This window comes from Haladaptatus sp. T7 (assembly GCF_026008575.1).
GTDB classification, from domain to species: Archaea; Halobacteriota; Halobacteria; order Halobacteriales; family Haladaptataceae; genus Haladaptatus; species Haladaptatus paucihalophilus.
The window spans coordinates 7,049-31,856 of the sequence record NZ_BROP01000007.1 but is presented as its reverse complement, the minus strand read 5'-3'; the positions used below and the strand labels follow the sequence as shown (position 1 = coordinate 31,856).

General features: G+C 62.5%; 24 protein-coding genes and 1 tRNA gene. 10 read left to right on the top strand and 15 right to left on the bottom strand.

Features of this window, described 5'->3' with window-relative positions:
• Positions 1-243 carry a hypothetical protein gene (locus OPC11_RS17385; protein WP_069449965.1) on the top strand — a complete coding sequence of 81 codons (243 nt, stop codon included), beginning with the start codon at positions 1-3 and terminating at the stop codon, positions 241-243.
• A gap of 26 nt (positions 244-269) precedes the next feature.
• Here OPC11_RS17385 and OPC11_RS17380 read toward each other — a convergent pair whose 3' ends face one another.
• From OPC11_RS17380 to OPC11_RS17345, 8 genes are all read right to left on the bottom strand, one after another.
• Entirely contained in the window at positions 270-494 is a 225-nt protein-coding gene (locus OPC11_RS17380) for a hypothetical protein (protein WP_232423810.1), read from the bottom strand.
• A gap of 178 nt (positions 495-672) precedes the next feature.
• Complete coding sequence (locus OPC11_RS17375) at positions 673-1,593, bottom strand: bacterio-opsin activator domain-containing protein (RefSeq protein WP_264782758.1); 921 nt, start codon at positions 1,591-1,593, stop codon at positions 673-675.
• Between the two features lie 246 nt (positions 1,594-1,839).
• On the bottom strand, positions 1,840-2,928 hold the full coding sequence (locus OPC11_RS17370; RefSeq protein ID WP_264782757.1) for an ABC transporter ATP-binding protein: 1,089 nt from the start codon (positions 2,926-2,928) through the stop codon (positions 1,840-1,842).
• Entirely contained in the window at positions 2,921-3,955 is a 1,035-nt protein-coding gene (locus tag OPC11_RS17365) for an ABC transporter ATP-binding protein (protein WP_264782756.1), read from the bottom strand. Before OPC11_RS17365 ends, OPC11_RS17370 begins: the two co-directional genes overlap by 8 nt.
• Positions 3,956-4,032: 77 nt before the next feature.
• Entirely contained in the window at positions 4,033-5,016 is a 984-nt protein-coding gene (locus OPC11_RS17360; RefSeq protein WP_264782755.1) for an ABC transporter permease, read from the bottom strand.
• Entirely contained in the window at positions 5,009-5,986 is a 978-nt protein-coding gene (locus OPC11_RS17355; protein WP_007982053.1) for an ABC transporter permease, read from the bottom strand. Before OPC11_RS17355 ends, OPC11_RS17360 begins: the two co-directional genes overlap by 8 nt.
• A gap of 35 nt (positions 5,987-6,021) precedes the next feature.
• Positions 6,022-7,635 carry an ABC transporter substrate-binding protein gene (locus tag OPC11_RS17350; RefSeq protein WP_264782754.1) on the bottom strand — a complete coding sequence of 538 codons (1,614 nt, stop codon included), beginning with the start codon at positions 7,633-7,635 and terminating at the stop codon, positions 6,022-6,024.
• 160 nt (positions 7,636-7,795) lie between these two features.
• Positions 7,796-9,316 (bottom strand): metallopeptidase TldD-related protein, encoded by a 1,521-nt coding sequence (locus OPC11_RS17345; protein ID WP_264782753.1) that lies wholly within the window; start codon positions 9,314-9,316, stop codon positions 7,796-7,798.
• 108 nt (positions 9,317-9,424) lie between these two features.
• Here OPC11_RS17345 and OPC11_RS17340 point away from each other — a divergent pair, with 108 nt between their 5' ends.
• The gene (locus OPC11_RS17340; RefSeq protein WP_007982056.1) at positions 9,425-10,813 is read left to right on the top strand and encodes a M28 family metallopeptidase; all 1,389 of its coding nucleotides are present in this window, start codon (positions 9,425-9,427) and stop codon (positions 10,811-10,813) included.
• A complete protein-coding gene (locus OPC11_RS17335) occupies positions 10,810-11,562 on the top strand; it encodes a creatininase family protein (protein WP_264782752.1) in 753 nt (250 codons plus the stop codon). The genes OPC11_RS17340 and OPC11_RS17335 overlap by 4 nt, the downstream gene beginning before the upstream one ends.
• A gap of 9 nt (positions 11,563-11,571) precedes the next feature.
• On the opposite strand, the gene OPC11_RS17330 is transcribed toward OPC11_RS17335, so the two are convergent.
• Both OPC11_RS17330 and OPC11_RS17325 read right to left on the bottom strand, forming a co-directional pair.
• On the bottom strand, positions 11,572-12,117 hold the full coding sequence (locus OPC11_RS17330) for a hypothetical protein (RefSeq protein WP_007982058.1): 546 nt from the start codon (positions 12,115-12,117) through the stop codon (positions 11,572-11,574).
• Complete coding sequence (locus OPC11_RS17325; protein ID WP_264782751.1) at positions 12,114-12,887, bottom strand: AAA family ATPase; 774 nt, start codon at positions 12,885-12,887, stop codon at positions 12,114-12,116. Before OPC11_RS17325 ends, OPC11_RS17330 begins: the two co-directional genes overlap by 4 nt.
• Before the next feature lie 455 nt (positions 12,888-13,342).
• On the opposite strand from OPC11_RS17325, the gene OPC11_RS17320 reads away from it, so the two are divergent.
• Together OPC11_RS17320 and OPC11_RS17315 are read left to right on the top strand one after the other, a co-directional pair.
• Positions 13,343-13,693, top strand: coding sequence for a hypothetical protein (locus OPC11_RS17320; protein WP_007982503.1), 351 nt, complete (start codon positions 13,343-13,345; stop codon positions 13,691-13,693).
• 108 nt (positions 13,694-13,801) lie between these two features.
• The gene (locus OPC11_RS17315) at positions 13,802-13,936 is read left to right on the top strand and encodes a hypothetical protein (RefSeq protein ID WP_264782750.1); all 135 of its coding nucleotides are present in this window, start codon (positions 13,802-13,804) and stop codon (positions 13,934-13,936) included.
• On the opposite strand, the gene OPC11_RS17310 is transcribed toward OPC11_RS17315, so the two are convergent.
• Positions 13,937-16,018 (bottom strand): hypothetical protein, encoded by a 2,082-nt coding sequence (locus OPC11_RS17310; RefSeq protein WP_264782749.1) that lies wholly within the window; start codon positions 16,016-16,018, stop codon positions 13,937-13,939.
• A gap of 20 nt (positions 16,019-16,038) precedes the next feature.
• Positions 16,039-16,725, bottom strand: a complete 687-nt coding sequence (locus OPC11_RS17305) for a hypothetical protein (RefSeq protein ID WP_264782748.1) — start codon at positions 16,723-16,725, stop codon at positions 16,039-16,041.
• A gap of 68 nt (positions 16,726-16,793) precedes the next feature.
• On the opposite strand from OPC11_RS17305, the gene OPC11_RS17300 reads away from it, so the two are divergent.
• Positions 16,794-17,735, top strand: coding sequence for an ABC transporter ATP-binding protein (locus OPC11_RS17300; RefSeq protein WP_264782747.1), 942 nt, complete (start codon positions 16,794-16,796; stop codon positions 17,733-17,735).
• Between the two features lie 39 nt (positions 17,736-17,774).
• Positions 17,775-18,569 (top strand): ABC transporter permease subunit, encoded by a 795-nt coding sequence (locus tag OPC11_RS17295; protein WP_007982492.1) that lies wholly within the window; start codon positions 17,775-17,777, stop codon positions 18,567-18,569.
• 5 nt (positions 18,570-18,574) lie between these two features.
• Here the strand turns inward: OPC11_RS17295 and OPC11_RS17290 are convergent, their stop codons facing one another.
• The 3 genes from OPC11_RS17290 to OPC11_RS17280 form a co-directional block, all read right to left on the bottom strand.
• Positions 18,575-20,023 (bottom strand): NEW3 domain-containing protein, encoded by a 1,449-nt coding sequence (locus OPC11_RS17290; RefSeq protein WP_264782746.1) that lies wholly within the window; start codon positions 20,021-20,023, stop codon positions 18,575-18,577.
• 714 nt (positions 20,024-20,737) lie between these two features.
• Entirely contained in the window at positions 20,738-21,919 is a 1,182-nt protein-coding gene (locus OPC11_RS17285) for a Xaa-Pro peptidase family protein (RefSeq protein ID WP_007982489.1), read from the bottom strand.
• Between the two features lie 582 nt (positions 21,920-22,501).
• Positions 22,502-22,575: transfer RNA gene (locus OPC11_RS17280), tRNA-Tyr, on the bottom strand.
• Between the two features lie 129 nt (positions 22,576-22,704).
• Here OPC11_RS17280 and OPC11_RS17275 point away from each other — a divergent pair.
• From OPC11_RS17275 to ftsZ, 3 genes are all read left to right on the top strand, one after another.
• Entirely contained in the window at positions 22,705-23,244 is a 540-nt protein-coding gene (locus OPC11_RS17275; RefSeq protein WP_007982488.1) for a zinc ribbon domain-containing protein, read from the top strand.
• Positions 23,245-23,426: 182 nt separating this feature from the next.
• Positions 23,427-23,603: a ribbon-helix-helix domain-containing protein gene (locus OPC11_RS17270; protein WP_007982487.1), complete on the top strand. Its 177-nt coding sequence runs from the start codon at positions 23,427-23,429 to the stop codon at positions 23,601-23,603.
• A gap of 3 nt (positions 23,604-23,606) precedes the next feature.
• Complete coding sequence (ftsZ, locus tag OPC11_RS17265; RefSeq protein WP_264782745.1) at positions 23,607-24,794, top strand: cell division protein FtsZ; 1,188 nt, start codon at positions 23,607-23,609, stop codon at positions 24,792-24,794.
• The last annotated feature ends 14 nt before the right edge of the window (positions 24,795-24,808 follow it).

The window sequence follows — 24,808 nt, the reverse complement described above, 5'->3', positions numbered from 1 at the left end:
ATGCGACGAGTCCGGGGACCGCGGCGCGGGTGGGCGAAGATAACGCTCGGCGTCTCGCTCCTCTTCGCGGTCGGCGTCTTCGTTTTCCTCTCGATGCAGGGGTCGCCGGTTCGCGGCGCGGCGGGCGGCCTCCTCATCATCGTGGCCGGACTCTGGGAGTGGCGTCGGAAACGCTCGGACCAGATTCGCGCCGAGCGCTTCGAAGCCGAGGCGGAAGAAAGTCAGCGAAAACGGCAAGGATGAGAAAAACGGTTCGCGCGGTATCGACCTCACTCCGTCGGCTTCTCCACCGCGGCCGAGAGCGACAAGAACTGATCGAGCAGCGGGTCGCTTCGATAGCGGATGACGTTGCTCCGGGAATCGTACTCGATGACTCCGACGTCCTCCAGCATCGGAAGCGTCGTATGGTGGAGTTGCACCAGCGCCCGCTCTCGGTCCTCGTACTCGGTGTCCGCCGCGACGAGGTGGTCGGCGAGTTCGTCCCTCGTGAACACGTCGGACGACGAGGCGTCGAGGTGGTATAAAACGCTTCGGCGGCACCCATTCGATAACACACCACACACCGAATCTACCGAAAGCTTCGAGCAGATGGGTTCGTCTATCATGTCTACAGGTCACTGACTCAAACGAGTCAGGAATATAATCGCGTCCGAAGCCAATGAAAATAGAGCTTTACTGGTCAGGCACTGTCGTTTCATCGACGTTCGTGAACAGTTGCTCGAACACCGTATCGTACGCTTTGCGGAGATGCTCGTGGAACGCCTGCTTGGAGATACCCATCCTCTCTGCCAGCACCACGCCCGAGCACTTGCGCGGTTGCTCGAAATAGCCGCTGAAGTAGGACATCTGCAACGCGGTCAACTGTCGCTCCGTCAACTTCTCTTCTATCAGGTGATAATCGAAACTCGACGTGATGACGCGACAGGTGGAGACGAGTTCGAGGTCCGGGTAGACGTCTCGAACGACCGCTTGGACGCGTTCCGTATCGACCGAAGGAGGAAAATCCGCTACGATACGGATTTCCCGCTCGTCGTACGTCGCTGATTTCGTTTTTCCGTCGAATTCACCGAATATCGATAACAACGACTGAAACGAACTGTGGGACTCTACCCGGTGAGTTCCGTTGACGGTGCTCAACAACCGCGCGTCGAGTGTCGCCGGAAACTCCATCACCGTTTCGAGCAACGCTTCCGCGGATATTCCCGTCGCGGTCCAGTACTGGAGATGTTCGCCCTCCGAGAGGTGTACGACCGAATCGATTTCGATGAACAGCGAACCGTTCGCCAACTCACGGAACGGTTCGGCGAGGTCGGTGGAACGAAACACCGTTCGAATCCGGGGGTGGCCGTCCGTAGGGCGGTCGTTCTCCGCAAAACAGTCCGAGCGGCCGCACGGCGGCCACCAGACTCGGTGCGTATCCGCGACGGTTCTCGTTTGGAGGAGGCCGTCGGCCGCTAACGTCCGTAGTCGTTCGAGTATCTGCTCTTCGACATGTCCCAGCGCGGACGCTATCTCGCTCGTCGTCAGTGGTGCGTGAGGGTCGTCCGCACGAGAAAAAACATCGAGAAGGTCCCGACGAGAAACCTTCGTCATATAACTTGCAACGTATCGTCCATCATTCCAGATATTCGATGAGAACGCATTCGACCCGCACGGTACAGGTTTTCCCAGAACTTCCAATCAACGTCCGAAATTGATGAAATATATCTATCTGAACCCATATAAAATAGTTCCATTTTCAATATGTTGGGTGTTAGAACAGGACCGTATTAATACCCAACGGAGTCGGAGTTTCGCATCGATCATCCGGTCGCCACGGACCCGAAACCGGACGACGGGTCAGTCCGCCGACGACTCCGCCGCGACGGCCTCGTCGCGGTCCGTCTCGTCAGTCTCGGCGTACGGGTCGAAGCCCTCCGCGCTCTCGTAGAGGTGGCAGGCGACTTCCCGGTCGTCCTCGACGTCGGACTTCGCTTCGAGCGGCGGTTGCACCGAATCGCACACGCCGCCGATGTACTTCTCACATCGGTTCTTGAAGCGACAGCCCGACGGGACGTTGACGGCATCGCCGACTTCGCCCTGCAACTCGACGCGCTCCCGGCCCGCCGTCGGGTCGGGAACCGGCACGGCGTCGATGAGCGCCCGCGTGTAGGGGTGTTTCGGGTTCGTGATTATCTCCTCCGTCGGTCCCTGCTCGACGATTTTACCCATGTACATGATGGCGAGGCGGTCGCACATGTGGCGCAGGAGCGAGAGGTCGTGGCTGATGTACACGACGGACAGCCCGAATTCGTCGGTCATCCGCTCCAAGAGCGAGAGCACGCCGGCGCGAAGGCTCACGTCGAGCATCGACACCGGTTCGTCGGCGACGATGAAGTCCGGGTCGATAACCAGCGCGCGGGCGATGGCGAGGCGTTGGCGCTGTCCGCCGGACAGTTCGTGCGGGTAGCGGTCGAAGAACGATTCGGCGGGTTCGAGTTCCGCGAATTCGAGCGCCCGCCGGACCCGCGCCCGCTGGTTCGGAACGTCGTGGATGCGGAGCGGTTCGACCACCGTGTCGTACACCGTCATCCGCGGGTTCAGGCTCTCGAACGGGTCCTGAAATATCATCTGGGCGTTCTGACGGAAGTTCGTGAGGGCCGAGCCGCTCTTGTCCGCGATGTCCTCGCCGTCGTAGTAGATGCTCCCGCCGGTCGGTTCGTACAGCTTCGTCAGGCACATCCCGGTCGTGGTCTTCCCACATCCGGACTCGCCCGCGATGCCGAACGTCTCGCCCTCGTGCAGTTCGAAGTCGATGCCGTCGATGGCGTGCACCGCGTCCTCCTCTTCGCCGCGGATGGTGTTCATCAGACTGGAAACGAGGCCGCTGCCGACCGGGAACTCCTTTTCCAACCCCTCCACGCGAACGAGCGTGTCGTCGTCAGTCATCGGTCACCTCCATCGACGCGTCGTTCTGCCACGTCCGCGCCTTGCTGGCGACCGAGCGAAGTTCCGCGTCGATCCGGTCGGTGTGGTGGCAGAACGAGCGCAACTCGCCGTGTTCGACGGCGGGCGGGGACTCCTCCCGGCAGACTTCCGTCGCCAGCGGACAGCGTTCCGCGAACCGACACCCGCTCGGCGGGTTGCTCAAATCCGGCGGGTGGCCGCCGATGCTCACGAGGTCCTGTTCGGACCGGCGGATGTCGGGGAACGCGCTCTTCAGCCCGAGCGTGTAGGGGTGGTACGGTTCGCCGAAGATGAACTCCGACGGGCCTTCCTCGGCGAGTTCGCCAGCGTACATGACGACCACGCGGTCGCAGGTCTCCGCGACGACGGCCACGTCGTGCGTGATGACCATCATGGCGGTGTCGCTCTCCTGTTGAATACCGTTGATGCGCTTGAGAATCTGGTCCTGCATGATGACGTCCAGCGCCGTCGTCGGTTCGTCCGCGAGGATGAGCGACGGTTCGAGGACGAGCGACATGGCGATCATGGCCCGCTGTCGCATCCCGCCGGAGAACTGGTGGGGATAGTCCGTCTGGCGGTCGCGGTCGAGTCCAACGAGGTCGAAGGACTCGTCGATGACGTCTTGGGCCTCCGACCGTCCCATCTTCGGGTAGTGGGCGTCGATGGCCTCCAGAATCTGCTCGCGGATGGTGTACACCGGGTCGAGCGCGTTCATCGCGGACTGGGCGATGAGCGAAATCTCGTCCCAGCGAAGCGCTCGGCGGCGCTTCTCGGGCATGTCGGTCAGGTCCTCGCCCTTGAACAGTATCTTCCCGCCGTTGATGTAACCGTTCTTCGGCAGGATGCCGATGAGCGCCTTGGCGAGCGTCGATTTTCCACAGCCGGATTCGCCGACGATGCCGACGGTTTCCCCGGCCTCTATCTGGAAGCTCACGCCGTCAACCGCTTTGACGGGGCCGTCCTCGCTGTCGTAGTAGACTTCGAGGTCTTCGACTTCGAGCAGGGCCATTCAGCGAGCCTCCGTTTCGTCCGAGTACATGAATCCTATGTGCGTGAATCGTGCGAGCGTGAATCGTTTGAATACGTTCATCCTTCGACCTGTAGTTCGGGGTTGACGATCTCTTCGTAGCCGCGGCCGATGAGGAAGCCGCTGATGACCACGAGGGCGATACAGACTCCGGGCGGCACGAACCACCACCACGTTCCTTCCGTCATGGCGCTGTAGACGCGGGCGCTCTGGAGCATCATGCCCCACGAGACGCTGTTCGGGTCGCCGAGGCCCAAGAAGGACACCCCGGCTTCCGTCAGAATCGCCCACGCGATGGCGAACGCGCCGTAGAGAAACGCCATCGGGAGGACGTTCGGCGCGATGTGCCGCGAGATGATGCGCCAGTTGCTCGCCCCGGAAATCTTCGCCGCCTTGACGAACGAGCGTTCGCGGAGCGAGAGGACGAGCGCGCGGATGACGCGGGCGGACGTGCGCCACTGCAGGAGCACGAACGCGAGGATGATGTTCTCCAGTCCCGGCCCGAGCACCGTCACGAGGACGATGACCGTCGGCAGGAGCGGGAGTCCGTACACGAAGTCCACGAGTCGCATGAGCACGTCGTCCACGTAGCCGCCGTAGTAGCCGCTGACGAGGCCGACGAGCGTTCCGAGGCCGACGGTCATCACGGCGGCCACGAGGCCGACCATGATGGCGGGACGCGCCCCGTACACCAGTTGGCTGAAGATGTCGTAGCCCTGCGCCGTCGTTCCGAGGATGTAGCCGCCCTCGCCGCCGAGGAAGGACGGTTTGATCCACTTGGCGAAGAGCGCGTTCACCATCAGGCGTTCCTTCGGTCCGTACGGCGCGATGAACGGCGCGAAGACGGCGACGACGCCGAAGAACGCGAGGATGGCCATCGCGGCGACGACCAGCGGGTCCTCGGTGAGCATCGAGAACTGTTCGGTTATCGTCTCCTTCCAGAGGCGGAGGTTGCGCTGCCACGCGCTGAACTGCTCCTCGCTCTCCTCGTCGATGTCCGCGAATATCGAACCGTCGTGCTCCTGATTCATCGTTTCAGTCATAGGTCACCCGTGGGTCGAGGACGCCGTACAGCAGGTCGGCGACGAAGTTCATCACGATGACCGACAGTGCGAGGACGAGGAACGTCCCCTGGGCCACCGGGTAGTCGCGTCGAAGCACGGCGCGAATCATCTCGCGGCCGATGCCCGGCCAACCGAACACCGTCTCGATGAGGACGCTGCCGCCCACCGCGTAGCCGATGGCGATGGCGGCGGCGGTCAGCACGGGAAGCAGGGCGTTGCGGGCCGCGTGGTTGAACATTATCTTGCGCTCCGTCAGTCCCTTCGCGCGGCAGAGGTCGATGAAGTCCTCCGAGAGGGTTTCCAGCATGCTGTTGCGCATGATGAGCAGCGGATAGCCCATGTAGTAGAACGCGAGGACGATGACCGGCGCGACCATGTGTTTGAGGAAATCGAGCGAGAACACCATCGCCCAGAAGTTCTTCGGGCCGGAGCCGAGGCTCGTCATCCCGCTCATCGGGATGATGCCGAGTTTCGCGCCGAAGATCCAGAGGACGAGGATGCCCATCCAGAAGCTGGGGACGCTCCGTCCGACGAGCGCGGTCACGACCGTCGCCTTCTCGAACCGCGTTCCACGGTACCAGCCGGTGAGGACGCCGAGCGAGATGCCGATGATGTACGCCACGACGAACGCGGTCAGCATCAGGACGAGCGTGTTCGGGAGGTACGTGACGAGCATGTTGATGACGCGCTCGTTGGTCTTGAACGAGCGCCCGAGGTCGAGCGTCAGGAGGTTCTGTATGTATCGCACGTACTGCACCCACAGCGGGTCGTTCAACCCGTAGCTCGCGATGAGCCGCTGTCGAACCGCGGGCGTCATTCCGGGCGAAATGATGTACGACGTCGGGTCGCCCGGCATGAGGCGAAACAGCATGAACAGCGCGGTTGCAACTGCCCACAGCGTGATTCCCAACTGCACGGTGCGCCTGACGAAGAAGTCTAATTTACCCATTTATTAGTATCGAAATTTTTGTTGGTCGGTCGGCTCTACTTAGGGAAGTGCGCCATTCCGTCGCCGTCGATGACGTATCCGGCATCTTTGAGGGACTGCTTCCCGGCTTTCACGCCGTCGTCCGGCTGGTACTTCTTCACGTCCGGGTTGCTGAACTTGCCGAACGATTCGCCGACGAGGTTCCACCCCTCGGTGGCGAAGCCGTAGAGAATCTGCTCGTTGATGGCCTTCTTGGGAATCGCGTTGACGGCGGCCTGTCGGACGGCCTTGTCGTCAAGTCCCTTCTGACGCGTGTTCTGGCTGAAGTGCCACCAGCCGTCGCCGGGCGCGGACTTCACGCCGATGTTCGAGGCGTCCTGGTTGTCGTTGAGCTGTTTGCCGATGCGAGTGTACGGCAGGTAGTTCAGCGTCCCCTTCTTCAGCAGGGACCACACGGTCGAACTCTCCGGAATGATGCGCCAGATGCGGCGGTTGAACTTGACCGGTCGCCAGTGGTCTTCGTACTTCTTCAGGCTCAGTTCGCTGCCCTTGTCCCAGTAATCGAACTGGAGCGGACCGCTTCCGACGGGCTCTTTGATGTTCGCTTTGGCCGGGTTGCTCCGGCTCTCCCACTTGTGCTTCGGCACGATGGGTATCTGGTTGGAGAACAGTTTGTGGACCGGACCGACGGGGTCCGTGAAGTTCACCGTCACCCACTGACCGTCCACCGACACCGAGTCGTACATTTCCCACTGCGTGGAGTAGAGCGGAATCTCGTTTTTCTTGATATATTCGAGCGTGAACTTCACGTCCTCCGGCGTCAGGTCCTCGCCGTCGTGCCACTTGTGGCCCTCCCGAATCTTGTACTTCACCGTCTTGTTGTCCGGGCGTTCCCACTCGGTCGCCAGACTCAGTTTCGGGTCGGCTTCGAGTTTCGAGTTGATGCGCACGAGCTTGTCGTACAGCATCTCGAACTGGTGGATGAGTTTCGTCTCGTTGTTGTAACCGAGAACGCTGAGCGTGCCGAGGGTCTCGGCCCACGAGCCGCGAAGCTCCTTTTTGCTGTTGTTCACTTCGATATTGGTCATCGGTTCGAAGTGGAAGTAGCCCGCGATGTGGTCGGTCCACCCGCTGACCTGATTTTTGTTGTACGCCACGATGTTGGGCATCTGAACGATGGGGTGCATCGGGACGTCCTCGTTGATGGTCTTCTGAATGTCGAACAGCGTGTCGATGCGCTTTTGTTCGTCTTTCATCTGCAGCTGTTCCATCAGCTTCGGGTCGAGGTCCTTGTTGGTGTAGCCGGTGAAGTTGCCCTGGCCCTTCCCCGTGTTCGAGGAGTGGAACTGCTCGGGCATTCGACGACCGGGGTCGATGCCGAGGCCACGTGACCACGTTGCGAAGGAGAAGTTGAACTCCTCGGTGATTTTCGTGTAGAGGGTGCCCCACTCGAACACCTGCACCTTGGTGTCGAGTCCGACTTTCTTGAGCTGGTCGCCCACGAGGTTGATGGCGTCGTGGCGCGCGGGGTTGTAGTTCGCGGGGTTGTTGAGGTAGGTGTACTGGGGTAGCTTGTCGCCGCCGCTTCCGCCACCGCCGCCGTTGTCGTCATTGGAACCGCTGCAACCGGCGAGTGCGGCCATTCCACCGACGCCGGTTGCGGTGGTCATCTTTAAAAAGTCACGCCGTTTGACATCCATGTTACCACTTGGCATTTGTCATTAATTACCAGGCGTGCCTACTATATAAACAAAACTGACAATATATTACAAATCAGAAGAGGGAAATGGAACATATTTCTGAATACGTTATCGAATGCGGAAATTTACACTAACATATCCTCAGATTTGAAAAACGCATCGAAAACCGAATCGACGGCGCGGTGACGGCGTACGGAATCATCGACCGGTGTTTGGAGCAGACGCCGGTCACCGTTTCGCGGACGTCGCCGATACCCGTTATCGAACGGAGTGCACCGAGAGGAACCGTCACCGCTCCGCCCGCGAACCGCTTTCCGCGCTCGCTCCCGTCCACCGTGTAGCCGAGTCGAACCGGGAAGGTTAGTTCCTGCGTCGTCGCCTCGTCCTCGAACTCGCTGGGCGTCGTCGCCGCGATGTCCTTCGCGTACAGGACGCTCGGCGGCATCGAACTCGCGCGCTTCGTTCGCGTGGCCTCGTTCTCGATTCGCGGCGTCTCGACCGATTCGACGTAGACGTCCGCCCCGTCGAGAAGCGACGCCCGCGAAGCGGACCCGGCGGCGACGTCCAGATGGCGGGCGTGAATCCGCGGCGGCCGTTCGTAACCGACGCTCGGAACCACGGACCCCATCGGGACCGTCTCTTCCTCGATGGCGGACACCGTATCGTGGAGGGAGTTTCGGACGATGCCGTCGGACACCAACGTCACCGGCGTCGTCGGTTTTCCCTCCGCGTCGTATCCCAACGCCGCCCACGACCCGGCGTGAACGCAATCCTCGACGTCGAGTCCCGGCGGGCCGAATCGGTCACCGACGGAGAAGGGACTCGACCCGAGATACGCCGCGTCCATCTCCAGATAGTGCGCGACGTGGTGGAATAACGCCGCCGCCGCCCGCGGGCCGAACACGACGTCCGCGTCGCCGTCGCCTCCGATACTCGTCGTCTCAGCGTCGTCGAGCGGGGGATACTCCTTCCGCTCCCGAACCGACGCCGCCAGTTCGTCGAAGTGGCCGGGAAGCGCGTCGAAGAACGCGGGTCCGGTGGTCGTTCCGAAGTGACGCTGGACCTTCTCCGCGTTCGCGGGCGCGACGACCGTTTCGACTGACGCCCGTTCGAGCGACGTTCGGACCGTCGTCCCGGTCGTCGTCAACAGGACCGACGACAATCGCTCGTCGCGGTACGAGACGGCCGCGCGGTCCAGCGCGAGGCCGTCCGTAGACTCCGCGAACGCCGATCTGACGGCCGCGAGTTTTTCGGTCGCCGCGGAGTCGGACAGCGATCCGCCGACCGTCCATCCCGGGTGAACCGCCTGATGGACCGTCCCCGGGTCGTATTTGGCGGGAATTCGCTGGTCCAAGACGCGGGCCGACCGAATCGACCGCTCCATCAGGTCTTCCAGATGGGATTCCGAAAACGACGTCGTGAACCGATAGTCAGCGCTTCCCTCCACGAACACGCGCCACCAGATGCCCTCGTTCGAGAGGTCATCGGCGGAGCGAACCTCGGCCGGAGTCGCCGACCCAGTAGTCTGCGTTCTGTCGAGATATCCCACTTCCGCGACGGCCACTTCGTCGTCGGAATCGAACCGCGAGAGAATCCACTCCGCGACGTCGAGTTCGTCCCCCACATCGGGTCCGTCCTCCGTCTCGTCCATACCACCTCCTTCGCGGGGGACTCCTAAAATCCGACCCACGAGTGCACGGATTTCTTCGAACCAAACGTACATCACACCCGGAACCAATCGTAAACCCTACCACGTAAAATGACAACACTACCCACGACAATCGTTGGCGATGCGTACACGAGCACGCGGCACTGGGACCTCCTCTGTAACCTCGTCGACCTCGACAATCGGATGGCCGGACAGGACGGAGAGGCGGAAGGGGCGGAACTCGTACAGGAAGCGTTCGAAGCGAACGGCCTCCGCGATGCGACCATCTCCGAGTTCGAGATTCCCGGTTGGTGGCGCGAGTCGAGCGCACTGACCGTCGAACACGACCGGACGCACGAGTTCGACGCGCAACACGAAACCGTCGCCCTACCCGGAACGCCGAGCGGCGACGTGGAGGCGGAACTGGTCGACGTCGGCTACGGACTCCCGGAGGACTTCGAGGCGGCCGACGTCGAGGGCAAACTCGTCATGGCGTCGAGCATGACCCCGGACGACTACGGCCGCTGGATTCACCGCGCGGAGAAGTACGGTGCCGCGGCGCGGGGCGGCGCGGTCGGCTTCCTCTTTCGCAACCACTTGGAGGGGAACCTCCCGCCGACGGGAAGCATCGGGAAGGAAGACGGCCCCGGCGACATCCCCGCCGTCGGCGTCTCGAAGGAAGTCGGCGACAGACTCGTCCGATACTGCGGCAGCGGCGAGACGACCGCGCGACTCGCGGTGAACTGCCGGAACGAACCGACGAACTCGCGCAACATCGAGGCCGTCGTCGGTCCTGACACCGACGAGGAAGTGCTCGTCACCGCGCACGTCGATGCCCACGACGTCGGCGAAGGCGCGAACGACAACGGCGTCGGGACGGTGCTCGTCGCCGAAATCGGCCGCCTGCTGGTCGAGATGGAAGACGCCCTCGAAACGCGGGTCCGCTGTCTCGTCTTCGGTGCCGAGGAGGTCGGCCTGTTCGGCGCGTACCACTGGGCCGAGACGCACGACATGGACGCGGTGAAGTGCATTTTCAACATGGACGGCGCGGGATACTCGCGCACCGCCGACGTGTACACGCACGGATTCGACCCGATGGGCGAGGCGTTCGCGGAGGTGCGCGACGAACTCGACGTCCCGGTCGAAATCCACGACGGCATCCGCCCGCACAGCGACCACTGGCCGTTCGTCCAGAAGGGCGTCGCGGGCATGCAGGGCCGGTCGATAGCGGGCGAAAGCGGGCGCGGCTGGGGGCACACCCACGGGGATACGCTCGACAAACTAGACGTCCGCGACCTCCGTGACCTCTCCGTCGTCTTCACGGCGGCCGTGCTCAAACTCGCGGAGGAAGACCGGGACATCCCGCACAAGTCGGTCGCGGACGTCCGCGACGCGACGGTCGAACAGGGATTCGAAGCCGGGATGCGAAACTCCGGCAGTTGGCCGTTCGACGACGCTGCAACGGCGGACGCGGAACCAGCGGCGGAGGCGGACCGATGACGGTTCGACTCGACTACGAACCGTACGACCTCGGCGGGATGACGTGGGAGGACGCCGAGGAGGCGATTCCCGACGCCGATTTCGTCGTCCTCCCGACCGGAAGCGTCGAACAACACTCCCTCCACCTCCCGGTGACGGTGGACACGCTCCGTGCCGAATCCCTCTCGCGGGAACTCGTCGAGGCGGCACCGGACCGCGACCTGTCGATGGTTCGACTGCCGACCCTGCCCTACGGCTACTCCGAACACCACATGAACTACGCCGGGACCGTCACGCTGTCGAGCGACACCTACCAGCGCGTCATCGAGGACATCGGCGAATCCATCGCGGAACACGGGGGCGAACGACTCGCCATCGTCAACTGCCACGGCGGGAACAACGCGCCGCTCACGCTCGCCGCGGACAGGATTCAGCGCGACCACGGCGTCAAAACGTCGCTCGTCCACTGGACGAATTTCGCACGGGACCGGTTGGAAGAGCGGTTCGGCGACGAGTGGGGCCACGCGGGCGACCACGAGACGAGCGTCATCGAACTGTTCTATCCCGACCTCGTGAAGACCGAGAAGAAGGAGCCACAGGTTCGAAAGGCACGGTTCGAGGCGCGCAAGTACACCTACTTCGACGACATCACGGAACAGGGCGGACGCGGCGACCCGACCCAATCGGACCCCGAGTTTCTCGAAGAGGTCGTCGCCGAGACGACCGACATCATCCTCTCGGCGCTGAAATCGGACATCGAACAGGAGTAGTGCGGACCGCTACGGGTCCAGTTGGTCGCCCAATCCCCACTCCTCGGCCCGCCGCTCGGCCTCTCGTTTCGCCTGCTTCCGAATGGCCGCGATTTTCTCCTCGTCTTCGAGAAACGCTTCCACGGCGCTGGTCGGGGTCGTTTCCGTGTCGGACGTCGGTCGTTCCGGCGCACGCGCCCGCGTTCTCGCGGCCAGTTGCGGGTCGCCCGCCAGCCGTTCGGCGGGCATTCCCGGCGGAATCGTCCGGTCGTCCGCTCCATGGGTCGTCTCGCGTTCGTCCACGGGTTGTCGATAGAGTTCGACGCTGTACGGTCCGGGAACGGCGAGGTCGGCGACGGCCGCCGGTCCGCCGCGGCCCGTCCCGGTGTGATGGGCCTGCACGGGGATGCCGTCCTCGAAGGTCAGCACGCCGTACCCGTCCGCGTCGAGGAGGAGCGAGTCTTGGGGTTTGAAGACGGCGTGACCGGTGAGGTCGCGTTCCAGCGCGGTGGCGAGCGCTGTCGACGGGTCGCTGACGACGCGGGAACGGACCAGTTCGCCGTGTGGGCTCGTCATGGTGTGTCGGGGATGACCGCACTGCGGAAGCGTTTAGCGACGCGTTCTGACTCGCCGGTCCGAACGTCGAGGGTCGCGGCGGCGTCGCGGTAGGCGCTCGCGGCCGCGCTCTCGGGCGCGTGCGCGAGGAGCGGTTTTCCCGCCCGACGGGCCGCCCGCGCCGCGTGGTCGTCGGGGACCGCCGCGAGCGTCGGCCCGTCGAAATACCGCTCGCTCTTGTCCGCTATCGGACGCACGTCCTCGTCGTCGTGAACCTTGTTGAACAGCACCCCCGCGGTTCCGGTGCCGTACGAGCGAGCGTACTCTTGGACCTTCAGCCCGTCGCTCAGGGAGGGAATCGTGGGTTGGAGGACGACGACGATTCGGTCGGCGAGGACGATGGGGAGAATCGCGCTCTTGCTTCCGAGCGCGGCGGGCGAGTCGAGCAAGAGCACGTCCGTCTCCGCGGCCAGCGTCGCCACGACGTCCTGTAACCGGTCCGGGTCGGCACGCTCGAACGCGGCAAGGCTCGTTCCACAGGGGACGACGCGCATCCCGAACCGTTCGTAGACGGCCTCTTCGACCGACGCGTCGCTGTCCCCGATGAGCAAGTCGTGGAGCGTCGTCTCCGCGTCGGTCAGTCCCGTGTGAAACAGGAGGTTCGCCATGCCAGTGTCGGCATCGACGACCGTCACGTCGTACTCCTCGGCCAGCGCCATCCCGAGGGAGAGCGTGCTCGTGGTCTTGCCGGTGCCACCTTTCCCGCTCGCGACCGCAAACGCCTCGACCATCGTTTTAGACTCCGGTCGTCATCAGTTAAAAATACAGGTATTTCCACGACGGATAGAGGAACGGCGAGAGAAAGACACTGATGAAAGCGGGGGACGCGCCGATTCAACGGAGAAACCGACGCACGAAACCGTCAGAGGAGACCAAACAAAAGGTGCGACCGGTCAGGTGTGGCGAAGTATCCCGACCGGTAGGCAGTGACAGGATGCGTGCCGACACGGCCGCCGATACGAACGGTGTGTCGCAGTTTGACGTACTCCGGTACTGGTTGAGTGGCGGTGACCAGCGGAGAGTGGCGTGCGTTTGTACCGGCGATTCGTGCACTTCTCACGCATCCAAGGGGTGATACAGACCACATTGTCTAAAAATTTTCCATTCATTTGGCCGTATGTTAACCTCTTTCTTTTTCAAACGAACTTCGACACTGTTTTCAAACAAACATGGAATAGCATACCATATGCGTCCCTCCGAGGCCGACCTCACCGCACCTCCCCTCGCACAGGTGTTCACCTATCCGGCGCGAATGAAGTTTCTCGCGGTACTCGCGGACGACCCGAACGAGAGTTTCAGCGCGACGGAGTTGGTAGACCACGCCGGAACCGCCCCGAGCACGTGGACGGCCCACCGGGACGACCTCCTCGAACTCGAACTGGTGAAAACGGTAGAGACTGGGGGTTCACACCCCGAATATACGCTCGCCACGACGACGCACGCCCGACTGCTTCAGCGACTGTCCGACGAACTCGACGACGTAATCCACGAACTCAAAGATCCCATTTCGGACGCTATCGATGGATTCTCCCAATGAGAATCCGCAAAACAAATTAATGCATTTTTATTATAATAATTGTAATTAATATTTGTTATGTATTATTAAAAAAATTATAATTAATATCGAAAGCACGGTTTGCACGTGATGTCGCAAAAAGACGCGGTACGTGGAAAACTGGCAGATCACCCCCGATTGCTCGGCGTCCTGTTCACCCTCAGCTTGCTGGTGCTGCAGTTCGGAACGGTGCTCGCCGGGAGCGGAGGAAACAGCGGGCCGTGACTATTCGATTTCGGATAGACACAGCTCGTCACTCCACCGCAGTTCCCCGTTGGCTTCGATCGGTATGAGTTGGTCGGAGAACTCGGCGTGGAGTTCCTCCCCGGACAACGTGAGCGTCGTCGTCGGCGCGGAGGTGAGATATCGTTGCTGGGACCAACTGGGGTGGAAATTGTTGTGCGAGCCGAACCCGAACAGGTCGGTCGGATACAGGCTAATTTCGACCTCGAATCGGTCTCCCCCGACGCGTTCGATTTTCAAGTGTTGCGGATTTCCTCGCTCGCTCTGGACGAGCGACAAGCCGCCGTCGCCCAAGACGGTGTACTGATAGCCGTGCGCCGAGTGTCGCTGTGCTATCGACAGCGCCGCTCGGAGCGGGAACCCGCAGTTCAGGAGACGGGCAAGCGTGCGCCCGAGTTCCGTCGCCATCGGATTCCCGACCGGCGAGAGCGTCACGACACCGCCGCGGCTTCCCTTCGTGACGAGTTCGCGTCCCTGTTCGTAGGACTGGCAGGCGTTCAGGAGGAACGCGGAGACGCCGACCTCGGAAATCGATTTCACGTCGAGCGACCCGTCGGCACACAGGATTCCGTTCTCATCGACGTGGCCGATGTAGTGGATGAAGTCCGCCGGTTTCGCTAACAGGTCGGTTAGCTCGTCGCGCGACAGGTCGTAGTGGGCGGTCACGTCGAAATCGAGCAGGTCGCGCAAGCCGTACAGTTCTCGAACGACGTCTTCCTCCCGCATGTGCTCGTCGTTGCAGACGACGTGAATGTCGATAGTTTCGTTCGACGGGCGACGGTCGATACGCTGTCGAAGCGCGCTCACGTCGAGTTTGTTGACCGTGAGCGGATACCCCGGACCGGCCCACGCCTGCCCGATCACGTTCGGCATCGGGTCCACCTGAAACACGTCCCGACCGTCTACGGTGTCCCATCCGCTCGCTCCGCGAACCAAGACCTCCGACGAGGGCGCACGGAAGAACTCCGACTGTGCGTCGGACATCGGTTTGACCGTCTTCGAGGTCGGTTTGTCGGGAATGCGAACGAGCGCGAGGTCACGAGCGATGTGCGGCATGTACTCGGCGTTTTGGACCGTCGGCGTTAGGTCAACGCCCAACCGCCAATTCGGGATGTGCGGTTCGAGCGTTTCGAACGGAACGGACAGGTAAACCGCGAGACGCTCCGGGAGCGGCGTTTCGTACAGGTCGGCGAAATCGAGGTCCACCAGCGGTTCGACCCGCTCGCGCTCGTGCAGTTCGACCTTGTAGTACCCCTCCGTCCGCGTGAGACAGTCGAGAAAGAACGTCTGTCTGAGGACGCGGTTGACCGTTTCGACGTACCCGCCGGGTCCGTCGAGCGACCGCTCGAACGACCCCGCGACGAGACGCGGGTCGTGCCCCGGAACGACCGTCGCACCGAGATAGTACGCGAGCGAGACGACGGGGAAGACGTGTTCGCGGTCGGGTGGAACGACCAGTTCGACGTCCGTCGCCGCTGGTCCGAGTCCGTTCGGCACGGAAAACGTCTCACCTCGTTCGACGAGCGGTGGATGGCCGCGGAGCGTCGGAAACGACCGTTCCGGCGAGAGCGTCTTCAGCGCCGACCCGAACAGCGAGACGGCGCGCATCACGTCACGAACGTCGTCCGTGACGGTTATCGTCCCCGCCGGGCGGTCGTGAAAGGAGCGCGCGCCGACGCGAACCGCCGTCGTCGCGTCGAACGAAAAGCGGACGGTATCGTCGCCGTGCTCGATGGTCATTCGTCCGTCCACGAGGAAGTAGAGCTTCATCGGTGCCGTACTCACCTCGACGAGATACGCGTCCGAACCGAGGGTTCGGTCCCGTTCGTCCGACGTCTCGACCATCATCGTCCCGTCCTGTTGACGAACCGTGATGGGCACGGCTTTCGGGACTTCGAGCATCGGCGTCACGATTTCGACGGCGGCATCGACCGGAAAGTAAAACGGCGACGTATCGACCGGCGTCGGGTCGACGGACGCGGACGTAAACAGCGCGAACCGAACGTTCTCGATGGGGTCGTAGATGTCGAGTCCGTCGTGTTCCGCGTGCCGCCGAAACTCCATGGTAACAGTAGTATGGTCGGCTATGATAATTCTACCCAGTGGGTAGTCTCACCGAGTTCCGGGACGTGCCACCGTTGTTCGGCCCATCCCGGTCGCTTCCGAAGTTCGATACGGGCGTCGAACAGCGGCGATAGTTCCTCCACCAACGGGTCATCATCCGGGACGCGAAGGTGATAGTGTGCCATTCCGTGAACGCCGCGAACGAGGGCGGTAAGCCCCCGGAGGAACTGTCCGACCGAAACGAGGTCGTCGTTCACCTCCAACAGCTCGACCGAATCGACACCGAGGCGCAACTCGGCGGGTTCGAAGCCGCCGTTTCGCTCCTCGTGGACGCCGATGGCGGAGACGATCTCCGAGCGAAACGTCTGGCGGTCGATCATCGGACGGTGGACGTTCGAACAGGTCGCCGTCGTCCCGCGGTCGTTCGGCCGTCGGTCGATGATCTGCGTCCCCGGACCGTCGGGCGAACCCGGGAGATACGACTCGGCGGCGGGCGTCGCCGGATTGAGGAGTCCGAGGATGCGCGTTCGTCTCCCCTGTCCGAAGAGCGTCCGGCTAAACTCGGCGCTGGTGGTTTCGGGAACCTCGCCCGTGACGAGCAGGTTACTGCCACTGACTTTCAACCCGGAAAGCCACTCCCTGAACGTCACGTCCCGGACGGCGGAACCCTCGCCCGACTCGTTTCGAAACTTGAGGCGAGAAACCATTGGTAAGGAGAAAGTCAGATGTTGAAATAAAGTTTCTGGAGCTCGGTCAACTCTGCCGGGAAACAAATATGGGTTCCGATACGTTCGGCGAACCGTATAAGTCGCTCGCGGGCGTTCATTCGTCGGTGTCCGCGCCGGAACCCATCGCCATCGAGGAGTTGACCAAGTATTACGGAGACGTTCGCGGCGTCGAGGACCTGACGTTCGCCGTCGAATCGGGCGAGATATTCGGCTTTCTCGGGCCGAACGGGGCGGGAAAATCGACCGCGATTCGACTCCTGCTCGGCCTGCTGAAGCCGACGAGCGGGACCGCGCAGGTTCTCGGACACACAATCACCGAGCGAACGCGAAGCGTGGAAGGCCGAATCGGCTACGTCCCCGGCGACGCGACTGTCTACGAGAACGTCACCGGAGCGGAGTTGCTCGATTACTTCGCCACGTTGTCCGGCGACGAGCGCCGCGAGGAGTTGCTCGACCGGTTTCCGGTCCCCATCGACCGAGCCGTGAAAAACTACTCCCGCGGGAACCGACAGAAACTCGCGCTCGTGCAGGCGTTCATGCACGACCCGGACCTCCTCATCATGGACGAACCGACGGCGGGACTCGACCCGCTCGCACAGAACGCCCTGTACGAACTGTTGCTCGCGGAGCGCGACCGCGGCGTCACGGTGCTGTTCTCGACGCACGTCCTCAGCGAGGTTCGAAAGGTGTGTGACCGCGTGGGAATCATCCGCGACGGGCGACTCGTCGCGCTGGAGAACATCGGCGAACTGCTGGCCAAAAGCGGCAAAATCGTGCGCCTCGACCTCGCGGAGGACCCGCCGCCGGACGACCTGTTGTTCGACGGGGCGCTAAGCAGCGACCTCGACCCGGACGGCTACTACCGGCTGGTCGTCACCGAGAACTTCGACGGTCTCGTGGACGTGCTCGACCGCTACTCGGTTCTGGATTTGGAGGTCGAGGAGACCTCGCTCGAAGACGTGTTCATGGAGTTTTACGGGGGAACGTGAAGGAGCCATGCAAATCCGAATGGGGAGAAGACCGGCGCGATGTTCGAGATAACGAACTTCGAGATGGGGCGGCGCGTCCGCGGAACGCTGTTGCTGTCGGGGTCTCTCATCGCCTTCGTCGTGCTCACCATCGCGCTGTTCCCGTCGATTCAGCAGTCCGGCGTCAACCTCGATGCGTACATCCAGAACTTGCCGGAGGAGGCGCGCCGCGCGTTCATCGGCGACGTCGATAGCATCACGACCATCGACGGCTACCTCGCCTCGCAGTTCTATCAAATCGCGTGGCTCCTCGGTCTCGGAATCTACTACGCGTACGCCGGTGCTTCGAGCGTCGCAAAGGAGATGGAGAACGGCACGCTCGAACTGGTGCTCGCCCACCCGGTCACGCGAACCCGCCTCGTCATGGGAAAGTACCTCGCGCTCATTCCGAGCATGCTCGCCGTCAACGCGTTCACCTTCCTCTCGGTGTACGTCAGCGTCGAGTTCATCGGCGAGTTCCTCGACCCCGGATACCTGCTCGCCCTGCACGCCTACTCCATCGTCTACTTCCTCGCGTGCGCGAGCCTCGGGATGGTCGCCTCGGTGCGATTCGACACGGCACGCCGCGCCCGGACGGTCGGCGTCGGCGCGATATTCGGAATGTTCCTCGTCGATACCGTCACCTTCGGGACGGATTACGAATGGATCGGAGATTTCGCGTTCACCCGCTACTTCGACGTGGGGAAGATACTGACCGACGGAACCGTGTCCGCCGACGATTTCGCGGTGCTCGCCGTCGCCGCCGTCGCCCTGCTCGTCGTGAGCGCGGAGCTGTTCGAACGGCGGGACGTGTGACCGGACTACCGCCGCCAGAGCCACCACGCGACGCCGAGAAGCAGGACGACGACGGCGGCCGCGACCGACAGCACGGACGACCCGACGCCGGACTGGCGTCGAATCGTCACCGGAACCGCGTACGGTCCCGCCTCTCGACGGTCGCCGTTCGGCGTCTCGTAGGTGAGGACGACGGCGACGGGATGCCGGTCGGGAATCGCGTCGCCGCTCACCGTCAACTGGAACGACGCCGACGTCGAGTTGTTGGGGCCGAGCACGCCGATGTACGACTCGCTGTCGTCGCTCGACAGGGGGTCCGAAACCAACAGTTTCGCCGTCACGTTCGAGAGCCGTTCTCCCGCGTTGTTCCGCACCCGCACCCGAAGCGTCCCGCTCGAATCCACGGTGAAGTTCGCGTCTGTCGCGGTGACGACGAACGGCTCACGTCGCTGTTCGACGCGCACCGGCATCGAAATCGGGTCGCTCACGCGCCGCTCGCCGCTCCCGTCGCGGTAGGTGACCCTGGCGGTGAAGTCCCGAGGACCGGGGTTCGTGGCGTTCGTCGCGTCCACCTCGAATCGGAACCGCCGCGAGCTGTTGTTCCGGAGGATACCGAGCGGGAACCGGGTTTCCTCGGGGCGCAACGCGGTACCGTTCGACGGCTGAAAGACGAGCGTCGCGTCCTCGACGGTCCGCGCACCGGTGTTCACGACCCGGCCCGTAACCGCACCCGTGTCGCCGACGCGGACCGTGCTCGTCACGTTCCGGAGTGCGAACGACGGTTTGCCCTCGGGTCGGATGCCGATGAACAGCGGGTCCGAAACTCGCCGCTGGCCGGTCCTGCTCTCGTACGCGACGCGAACCTGCGCCGTGACGTTGCGCGCGGTGTCCGGGCCGACCTGCAACGGGAATTCGACGTACTTCGTGTCGCCGCGCAACCACTCGCCGACCGAGGTTTGGGCCGTCGTGGCGTTGTTCCCGAACCGGATGCTCGAATCGGTCGAATTGACCACGACGCTGGAATCGAACGCGCCGACCGTTCCGGCGTTCCGAACCGCAAGCGAGAGCGTCCCCGTCCCGCCCGCGCTGGCGTTGACCGTCGTGTTCACGACGCGAAACCGCGGCCGTCGCTCGACCCGAACGGTGACGTACCGGACGACGGTTTCCCCCCCGGACGCCGCGTCGTAGCTGACCCGAACCGGCAGCGTGTACTCCCCCGGCGTCGCCTGCTCGCCGACGCGAATCCGAACCGAAACCGGCCGCTGTGCTCCGGGCGGAACCGTCCCGACCGGAGCGCGGTTCGTCAACACCCGAACCGGGGCGTTTTGGTCCCCGACTTCGACCGTCGCGGCGTTGACCGGTTCCGTTCCGTCGTTCGTCACGACGAGTTTCAGTTGCGTCTCCTCGCCCGGTGCCAGCCTGTCGTCCGGCGCGAACACGCCGATACCGGACTGTTCCGCAGCCCGTTTGCTCACCACTCCCCCACCAACTAGCGTGGCGCACACGAGAACCGCGGCTACCACACCCCCCACGCGCATACCCCCTCTACGATGGTATCTGACAAATCAATGCTGGTGACCAACGCGAGCGGTTGTTCACCCGAAATTCGACAGTCCGACGTTTAGTAGGTTACAGTGTAATTTAGTAAATTTCAGTGTTAAATAGTGCCAACAGATGATTTTTCAGTAGATTCGCTTCGGGGGCGATGGAGTTCTCGAACGCCACGTCAGCGCGCGCCGCGGCAGACGACTGGTTCGTGATACGGACCGAGCGTCCCCGGCGCGTGCGCCAGCAGTCCCGAGGCCAGCGAGGTTTCTGAAACCTCGGAAGTGAGCGGCAACGCCGCGAGCCGTCGGGCCGAGGGACTAGCTGGTTATCACGCGAGGGATGACTGAGCGAATGCGAAGGAATCGGTTGGGGAGGGTGTGGCGTGCGAGGGTTCGGAGAACCCTCGAAAACGAACGGCAACGCCGTGAGCACGCGGTGCGGTTGCGGTTTCAGTGACGTCTGTCGTTGCAGTCACAGGAGAGCAGTCACAGAAGGGCAGTCACAGAAGAACCAACAGCTCGTAACGAGCGGGCGGGAGCGTTCGAGGACGAACCTCCCTGTCGTCGTTCCGAGAACGAAACCGAACCCGTCTCAAAAGAGTCGCCTCACTTCCGGATTCCGCCTCACTACCGGATATCGCTTCACCACCGGATGATGTTGGATTCCAAGTCGCGGGGGAAGTAGGTCAGCATCTCCGTGCCGGTTTCGGTGACGGCGACGGTATCCGAGTGGCGGTAGCCGTACGTATCGGTGTACAGGCCGGGTTCGATGGTGTAAACGTGGCCGGGTTCCATCTCGGCGTCGCCCTCGTCCACGTGGTCCGACCAGCCGCGGTCGATGTACGGCGGTTCGTGGCCGCCCATGCCGATGTTGTGGCCGACGTGGTGCTGGGCGAGGTCGGCGACGCCTTGCTCCTCGAAGTAGTCGGACACGAGTTCGTCGACGTATGACAGCGGGACGCCCGGGCCGAGGGCGTCGATGGCGATGGTCTGGGATTCGAGCATCAACTCGAAGTAGTGTTCCTGTTCGTCGGTCGGGTCGCCGACGAACATCGTCCGCTCCAGTTCGGAGTGATAGCCATCGACGTTCGCGGCGGCACCGGTGATGAGGACGTCGCCCTCCTCGATTCGGCGGTTCGCGGTGTGGCCGTGGGGAAGCGCGGTCTGCGGACCGGTGATGTAGCCCGCGAAGGCCGGGCCGTCCCCGCGCGTTCGGGGGACGTACTGGTCCCCGAGCGTGTCGAGCATGGCGCGGGAGGCGTCCGTCGATGCCCGCTGGCTGACGGTGGCCGGGTGGGCACCGGGTTCGGTGTAGTCCGCGAGGTACTGATGGGCGAGGTTGCCCCACTTGGCGGACTCGCGGATGCAGTCGATTTCGGCGTCGGACTTCGCCCAGCGCATTCGGTCCACCCAGCTCTGCATTTCGACGCCGACGAACTCCGAGAGAGGGGGGCCGTCATAGCCCATGACGCCCGGCGCGCCGTCGGCGTCCGTCACGACCGACTCGGCGTTGAGTTCCGAGAGCATCTCGGCGGCCACGGCAATGGGTTTGCCGCCGGGATAATCGAAGTAGTGGTGTACCGCGTCGATACGAGGGTTGGGCTGCACGCGCTCGACTTCGAGACGCGGCACGGTGATTTCGACGCGCTCGTCCGTGACGGCGAGAACGACCGGGCGCTCGGTCTGAATGTGGTCGAAGCCGGTGAGGTATTCGATGCTCGTCGCGCCGAACCAGACGCCGGCATCCGCGCCGCTGTCGCGTATCTTCTCGCGGACGGCGGCGAGACGGGTTTCGAACTCGGACTCGGGTAGCCGTGTCGACATGGCAGTTCGTTCACGGGAGCGGTGTAAAAGCGTTGACCTGCCGGAAAGGCGTCCCAAATCGGACCGACCCATGGAAACGCTTCGTTTCCGTTCCGGTATCGTCGGCCTAGCCCCGTTTCAGGGAGGACGATTTACCATCCGGGGTAGCTGCGTATGTCGAACGATTCCCTCCGAGCTCGCATCGAGACTGAGTAAACGCCGTAAATCCCACCGACAGGCCGCAAAGCGAACGATAAACGATCTGTACCCGAACTGTATTACGAGTTCTTCCTCCTTCAACGACATAAATAATACCCGACACCTAATCGAATATTTTCAATTATTCGTAGTTATTGAACCCCGCTGAACGTACGGCTTCGACCCCGCTCGTCGAATGGGTAAACGAGTTTCGTGGCGAGTGCTCACTCGTTTGACGTAGGGCACGAAAAGTCGGAACGTGGTCATCCTCCTCGATTGAACGCCGGAAGACACTCCCACGCCGACTTGCTACGCTTTACAGGCAGTGACTTCCAGGCTCAAATCGTGTCGGTTGGGCGTTCTCGGATCCGACGGCTCACGCTGTTCGAGTCGGATTCAGAGAAGTCCGCCCTCCCCGATTTGAACGGGGGACAAGTCGATCTACAGTCGACTGCTCTACCAATCTGAGCTAAGGGCGGGCACGCACTTTCACCTATCCCGGTCACGGACTTAAGAATTATTATTCTGGCTGGCGTTCTTTCCAGACGGAAAGGTTCAAGTATGATAGACCCAGTGTTTCGGGAAACAGACGAATTCGGGTGAAAAACATGAGTAAAATTACATTCCGGGCGGACGACGACCTCGTGGAAGGCATCGAATCGCTCGACGCCTCGAAGAGCGAGGTGATGCGCGAGGCGCTCCGGGCCTATTTGGAAACACCCGACACGAACGACGAGCGGAGTCTCGATGCCGTCGTGGCCGAGCGCGTCGATGAACTCGTCGACCGACGGCTCGCCGAGACGACCGCCCGAACGAACGAAACCGGACGGGACATCAACGTCAACGTCACCCTCGACGGTGCGGGGGCGGTGCACACGCGCGAAGATGCCCAGACGCAAACGCAGGGCGACCGAACGCGAACGGACGAACCGACGCGTCGGACGACCGCCGACGCGAAGCAGACGGAAAACAGCTGCCACCAGTGCGGCGAACAACTCGACTCCGGACACGTTTACTGTCCGAACTGCGGCGAGAAAGCGACTCACCGCGTGTTCTGTGACTGTGGCGACGAACTCAGGTCCGACTGGGCGTTCTGCCCCGGCTGTGGGCGACGAACGCCGTCGGCGGACGTTTTAGACTCGTCGTAAAACGATTGTTTTACAGCCGCCGTTAATTATATATGCTGTGGCTATGTGGATACTTCTACGTAAGACGATTGTCTTACGCCATCCCGAAAACGGCCGATGCCGGGTGTCTCGGCCGCTGTAATGGCGTAAGACGGACAAAATAAAACACTGCGTGTCGTCTTACCAAACAAGGGGAACCTACTATGGAGCGCGTGACACTACGAATCCCAAAGCAGCAAATCGAAGAAGTCGAACAGATGGTCGAAACCGGCGAGTTCCCGAATCGGAGCGAAGCGATTCGGGCCGCGGTTCGAGACATGCTCAACGAGCATGACGAAGCCGCCGAGACCACGAACAAGCGCACGTGGGCAAAGGTATAAGCGATGCAGGATATCGTTCAAGAAGCGCTGGAAAACGCCGAAAGCGAACAGCGCGAGATGGAGGCGGCGACGACGAGCGACGAGTTCGGCGACCCGCGAATCGTCATCGTCGGCTGTGGTGGTGCGGGCAACAACACCATCAACCGCCTGTACAACATCGGCGTCGACGGGGCCGACACGGTTGCCATCAATACGGACAAACAGCACTTGAAGATGATCGAAGCCGACACGAAAATCCTCGTCGGCAAATCCCTCACGTCCGGTCTCGGCGCGGGCGGCGACCCCTCGATGGGGGAGCGCGCGACCGAAATGGCGCAGGGAACGGTCAAGGAAGTGCTCGGCGACGCGGACCTCGTGTTCGTGACCGCGGGCATGGGCGGCGGAACCGGGACCGGCGCGGCACCCGTCGTCGCCAAAATCGCCAAAGAGCAGGGCGCAATCGTCGTCGGAATGGTCTCCACGCCGTTCAACGTCGAGCGTGCCCGCACGGTGAAAGCCGAGGAAGGACTGGAGAAACTCCGTAACGAAGCGGATTCCATCATCGTCCTCGACAACAACCGCCTGCTCGATTACGTCCCGAACCTGCCCATCGGCAAGGCGTTCTCGGTCATGGACCAAATCATCGCCGAGACCGTCAAGGGCATCTCGGAGACGATTACCCAACCGTCGCTCATCAACCTCGACTACGCCGACATGTCCACCATCATGAATCAGGGCGGCGTCGCCGTGATGCTCGTCGGCGAGACGCAGGACAAGAACAAGAGCGAAGAAGTGGTCCGCGACGCGATGAACCACCCGCTCCTCGACGTGGATTACCGTGGGGCATCCGGCGGTCTCGTCCACATCACGGGCGGTCCCGACTTGACGCTCAAAGAGGCCGAAGGAATCGCGGGCAACATCACGGAGCGCCTCGAAGCCAACGCCAACGTCATTTGGGGCGCGCGGATTCAGGAGAACTACAAGAACAAGGTTCGCGTCATGGCCATCATGACCGGCGTCAAGAGCGCGCAGGTGCTCGGCCCGACGACGCAGAAGCAGGCCGACCGCTCCCGACAGAAGATGCGCGACGTGGACGCGCAGTCCTACGACGCGAGCAACAGAGCCGAACAGAGTAGCGGTACGTTCGGCGCCCAGAGCGACGGCGGCCGAAGCGAACTGGAGAAAAACAACGGTCTCGACGTCATCCGGTAATCTACCGCTCTCGT

Coding starts and splice junctions, on each gene's coding strand:
- OPC11_RS17385 (WP_069449965.1), top strand. CDS start 1: ATGCGACGAGTCCGGGGACCGCGGCGCGGGTGGGCGAAGATAACGCTC.
- OPC11_RS17375 (WP_264782758.1), bottom strand. CDS start 1,593: ATGACGAAGGTTTCTCGTCGGGACCTTCTCGATGTTTTTTCTCGTGCG.
- OPC11_RS17370 (WP_264782757.1), bottom strand. CDS start 2,928: ATGACTGACGACGACACGCTCGTTCGCGTGGAGGGGTTGGAAAAGGAG.
- OPC11_RS17365 (WP_264782756.1), bottom strand. CDS start 3,955: ATGGCCCTGCTCGAAGTCGAAGACCTCGAAGTCTACTACGACAGCGAG.
- OPC11_RS17360 (WP_264782755.1), bottom strand. CDS start 5,016: ATGACTGAAACGATGAATCAGGAGCACGACGGTTCGATATTCGCGGAC.
- OPC11_RS17355 (WP_007982053.1), bottom strand. CDS start 5,986: ATGGGTAAATTAGACTTCTTCGTCAGGCGCACCGTGCAGTTGGGAATC.
- OPC11_RS17350 (WP_264782754.1), bottom strand. CDS start 7,635: ATGACCACCGCAACCGGCGTCGGTGGAATGGCCGCACTCGCCGGTTGC.
- OPC11_RS17345 (WP_264782753.1), bottom strand. CDS start 9,316: ATGGACGAGACGGAGGACGGACCCGATGTGGGGGACGAACTCGACGTC.
- OPC11_RS17340 (WP_007982056.1), top strand. CDS start 9,425: ATGACAACACTACCCACGACAATCGTTGGCGATGCGTACACGAGCACG.
- OPC11_RS17335 (WP_264782752.1), top strand. CDS start 10,810: ATGACGGTTCGACTCGACTACGAACCGTACGACCTCGGCGGGATGACG.
- OPC11_RS17330 (WP_007982058.1), bottom strand. CDS start 12,117: ATGACGAGCCCACACGGCGAACTGGTCCGTTCCCGCGTCGTCAGCGAC.
- OPC11_RS17325 (WP_264782751.1), bottom strand. CDS start 12,887: ATGGTCGAGGCGTTTGCGGTCGCGAGCGGGAAAGGTGGCACCGGCAAG.
- OPC11_RS17320 (WP_007982503.1), top strand. CDS start 13,343: ATGCGTCCCTCCGAGGCCGACCTCACCGCACCTCCCCTCGCACAGGTG.
- OPC11_RS17315 (WP_264782750.1), top strand. CDS start 13,802: ATGTCGCAAAAAGACGCGGTACGTGGAAAACTGGCAGATCACCCCCGA.
- OPC11_RS17310 (WP_264782749.1), bottom strand. CDS start 16,018: ATGGAGTTTCGGCGGCACGCGGAACACGACGGACTCGACATCTACGAC.
- OPC11_RS17305 (WP_264782748.1), bottom strand. CDS start 16,725: ATGGTTTCTCGCCTCAAGTTTCGAAACGAGTCGGGCGAGGGTTCCGCC.
- OPC11_RS17300 (WP_264782747.1), top strand. CDS start 16,794: ATGGGTTCCGATACGTTCGGCGAACCGTATAAGTCGCTCGCGGGCGTT.
- OPC11_RS17295 (WP_007982492.1), top strand. CDS start 17,775: ATGTTCGAGATAACGAACTTCGAGATGGGGCGGCGCGTCCGCGGAACG.
- OPC11_RS17285 (WP_007982489.1), bottom strand. CDS start 21,919: ATGTCGACACGGCTACCCGAGTCCGAGTTCGAAACCCGTCTCGCCGCC.
- OPC11_RS17275 (WP_007982488.1), top strand. CDS start 22,705: ATGAGTAAAATTACATTCCGGGCGGACGACGACCTCGTGGAAGGCATC.
- OPC11_RS17270 (WP_007982487.1), top strand. CDS start 23,427: ATGGAGCGCGTGACACTACGAATCCCAAAGCAGCAAATCGAAGAAGTC.
- ftsZ (WP_264782745.1), top strand. CDS start 23,607: ATGCAGGATATCGTTCAAGAAGCGCTGGAAAACGCCGAAAGCGAACAG.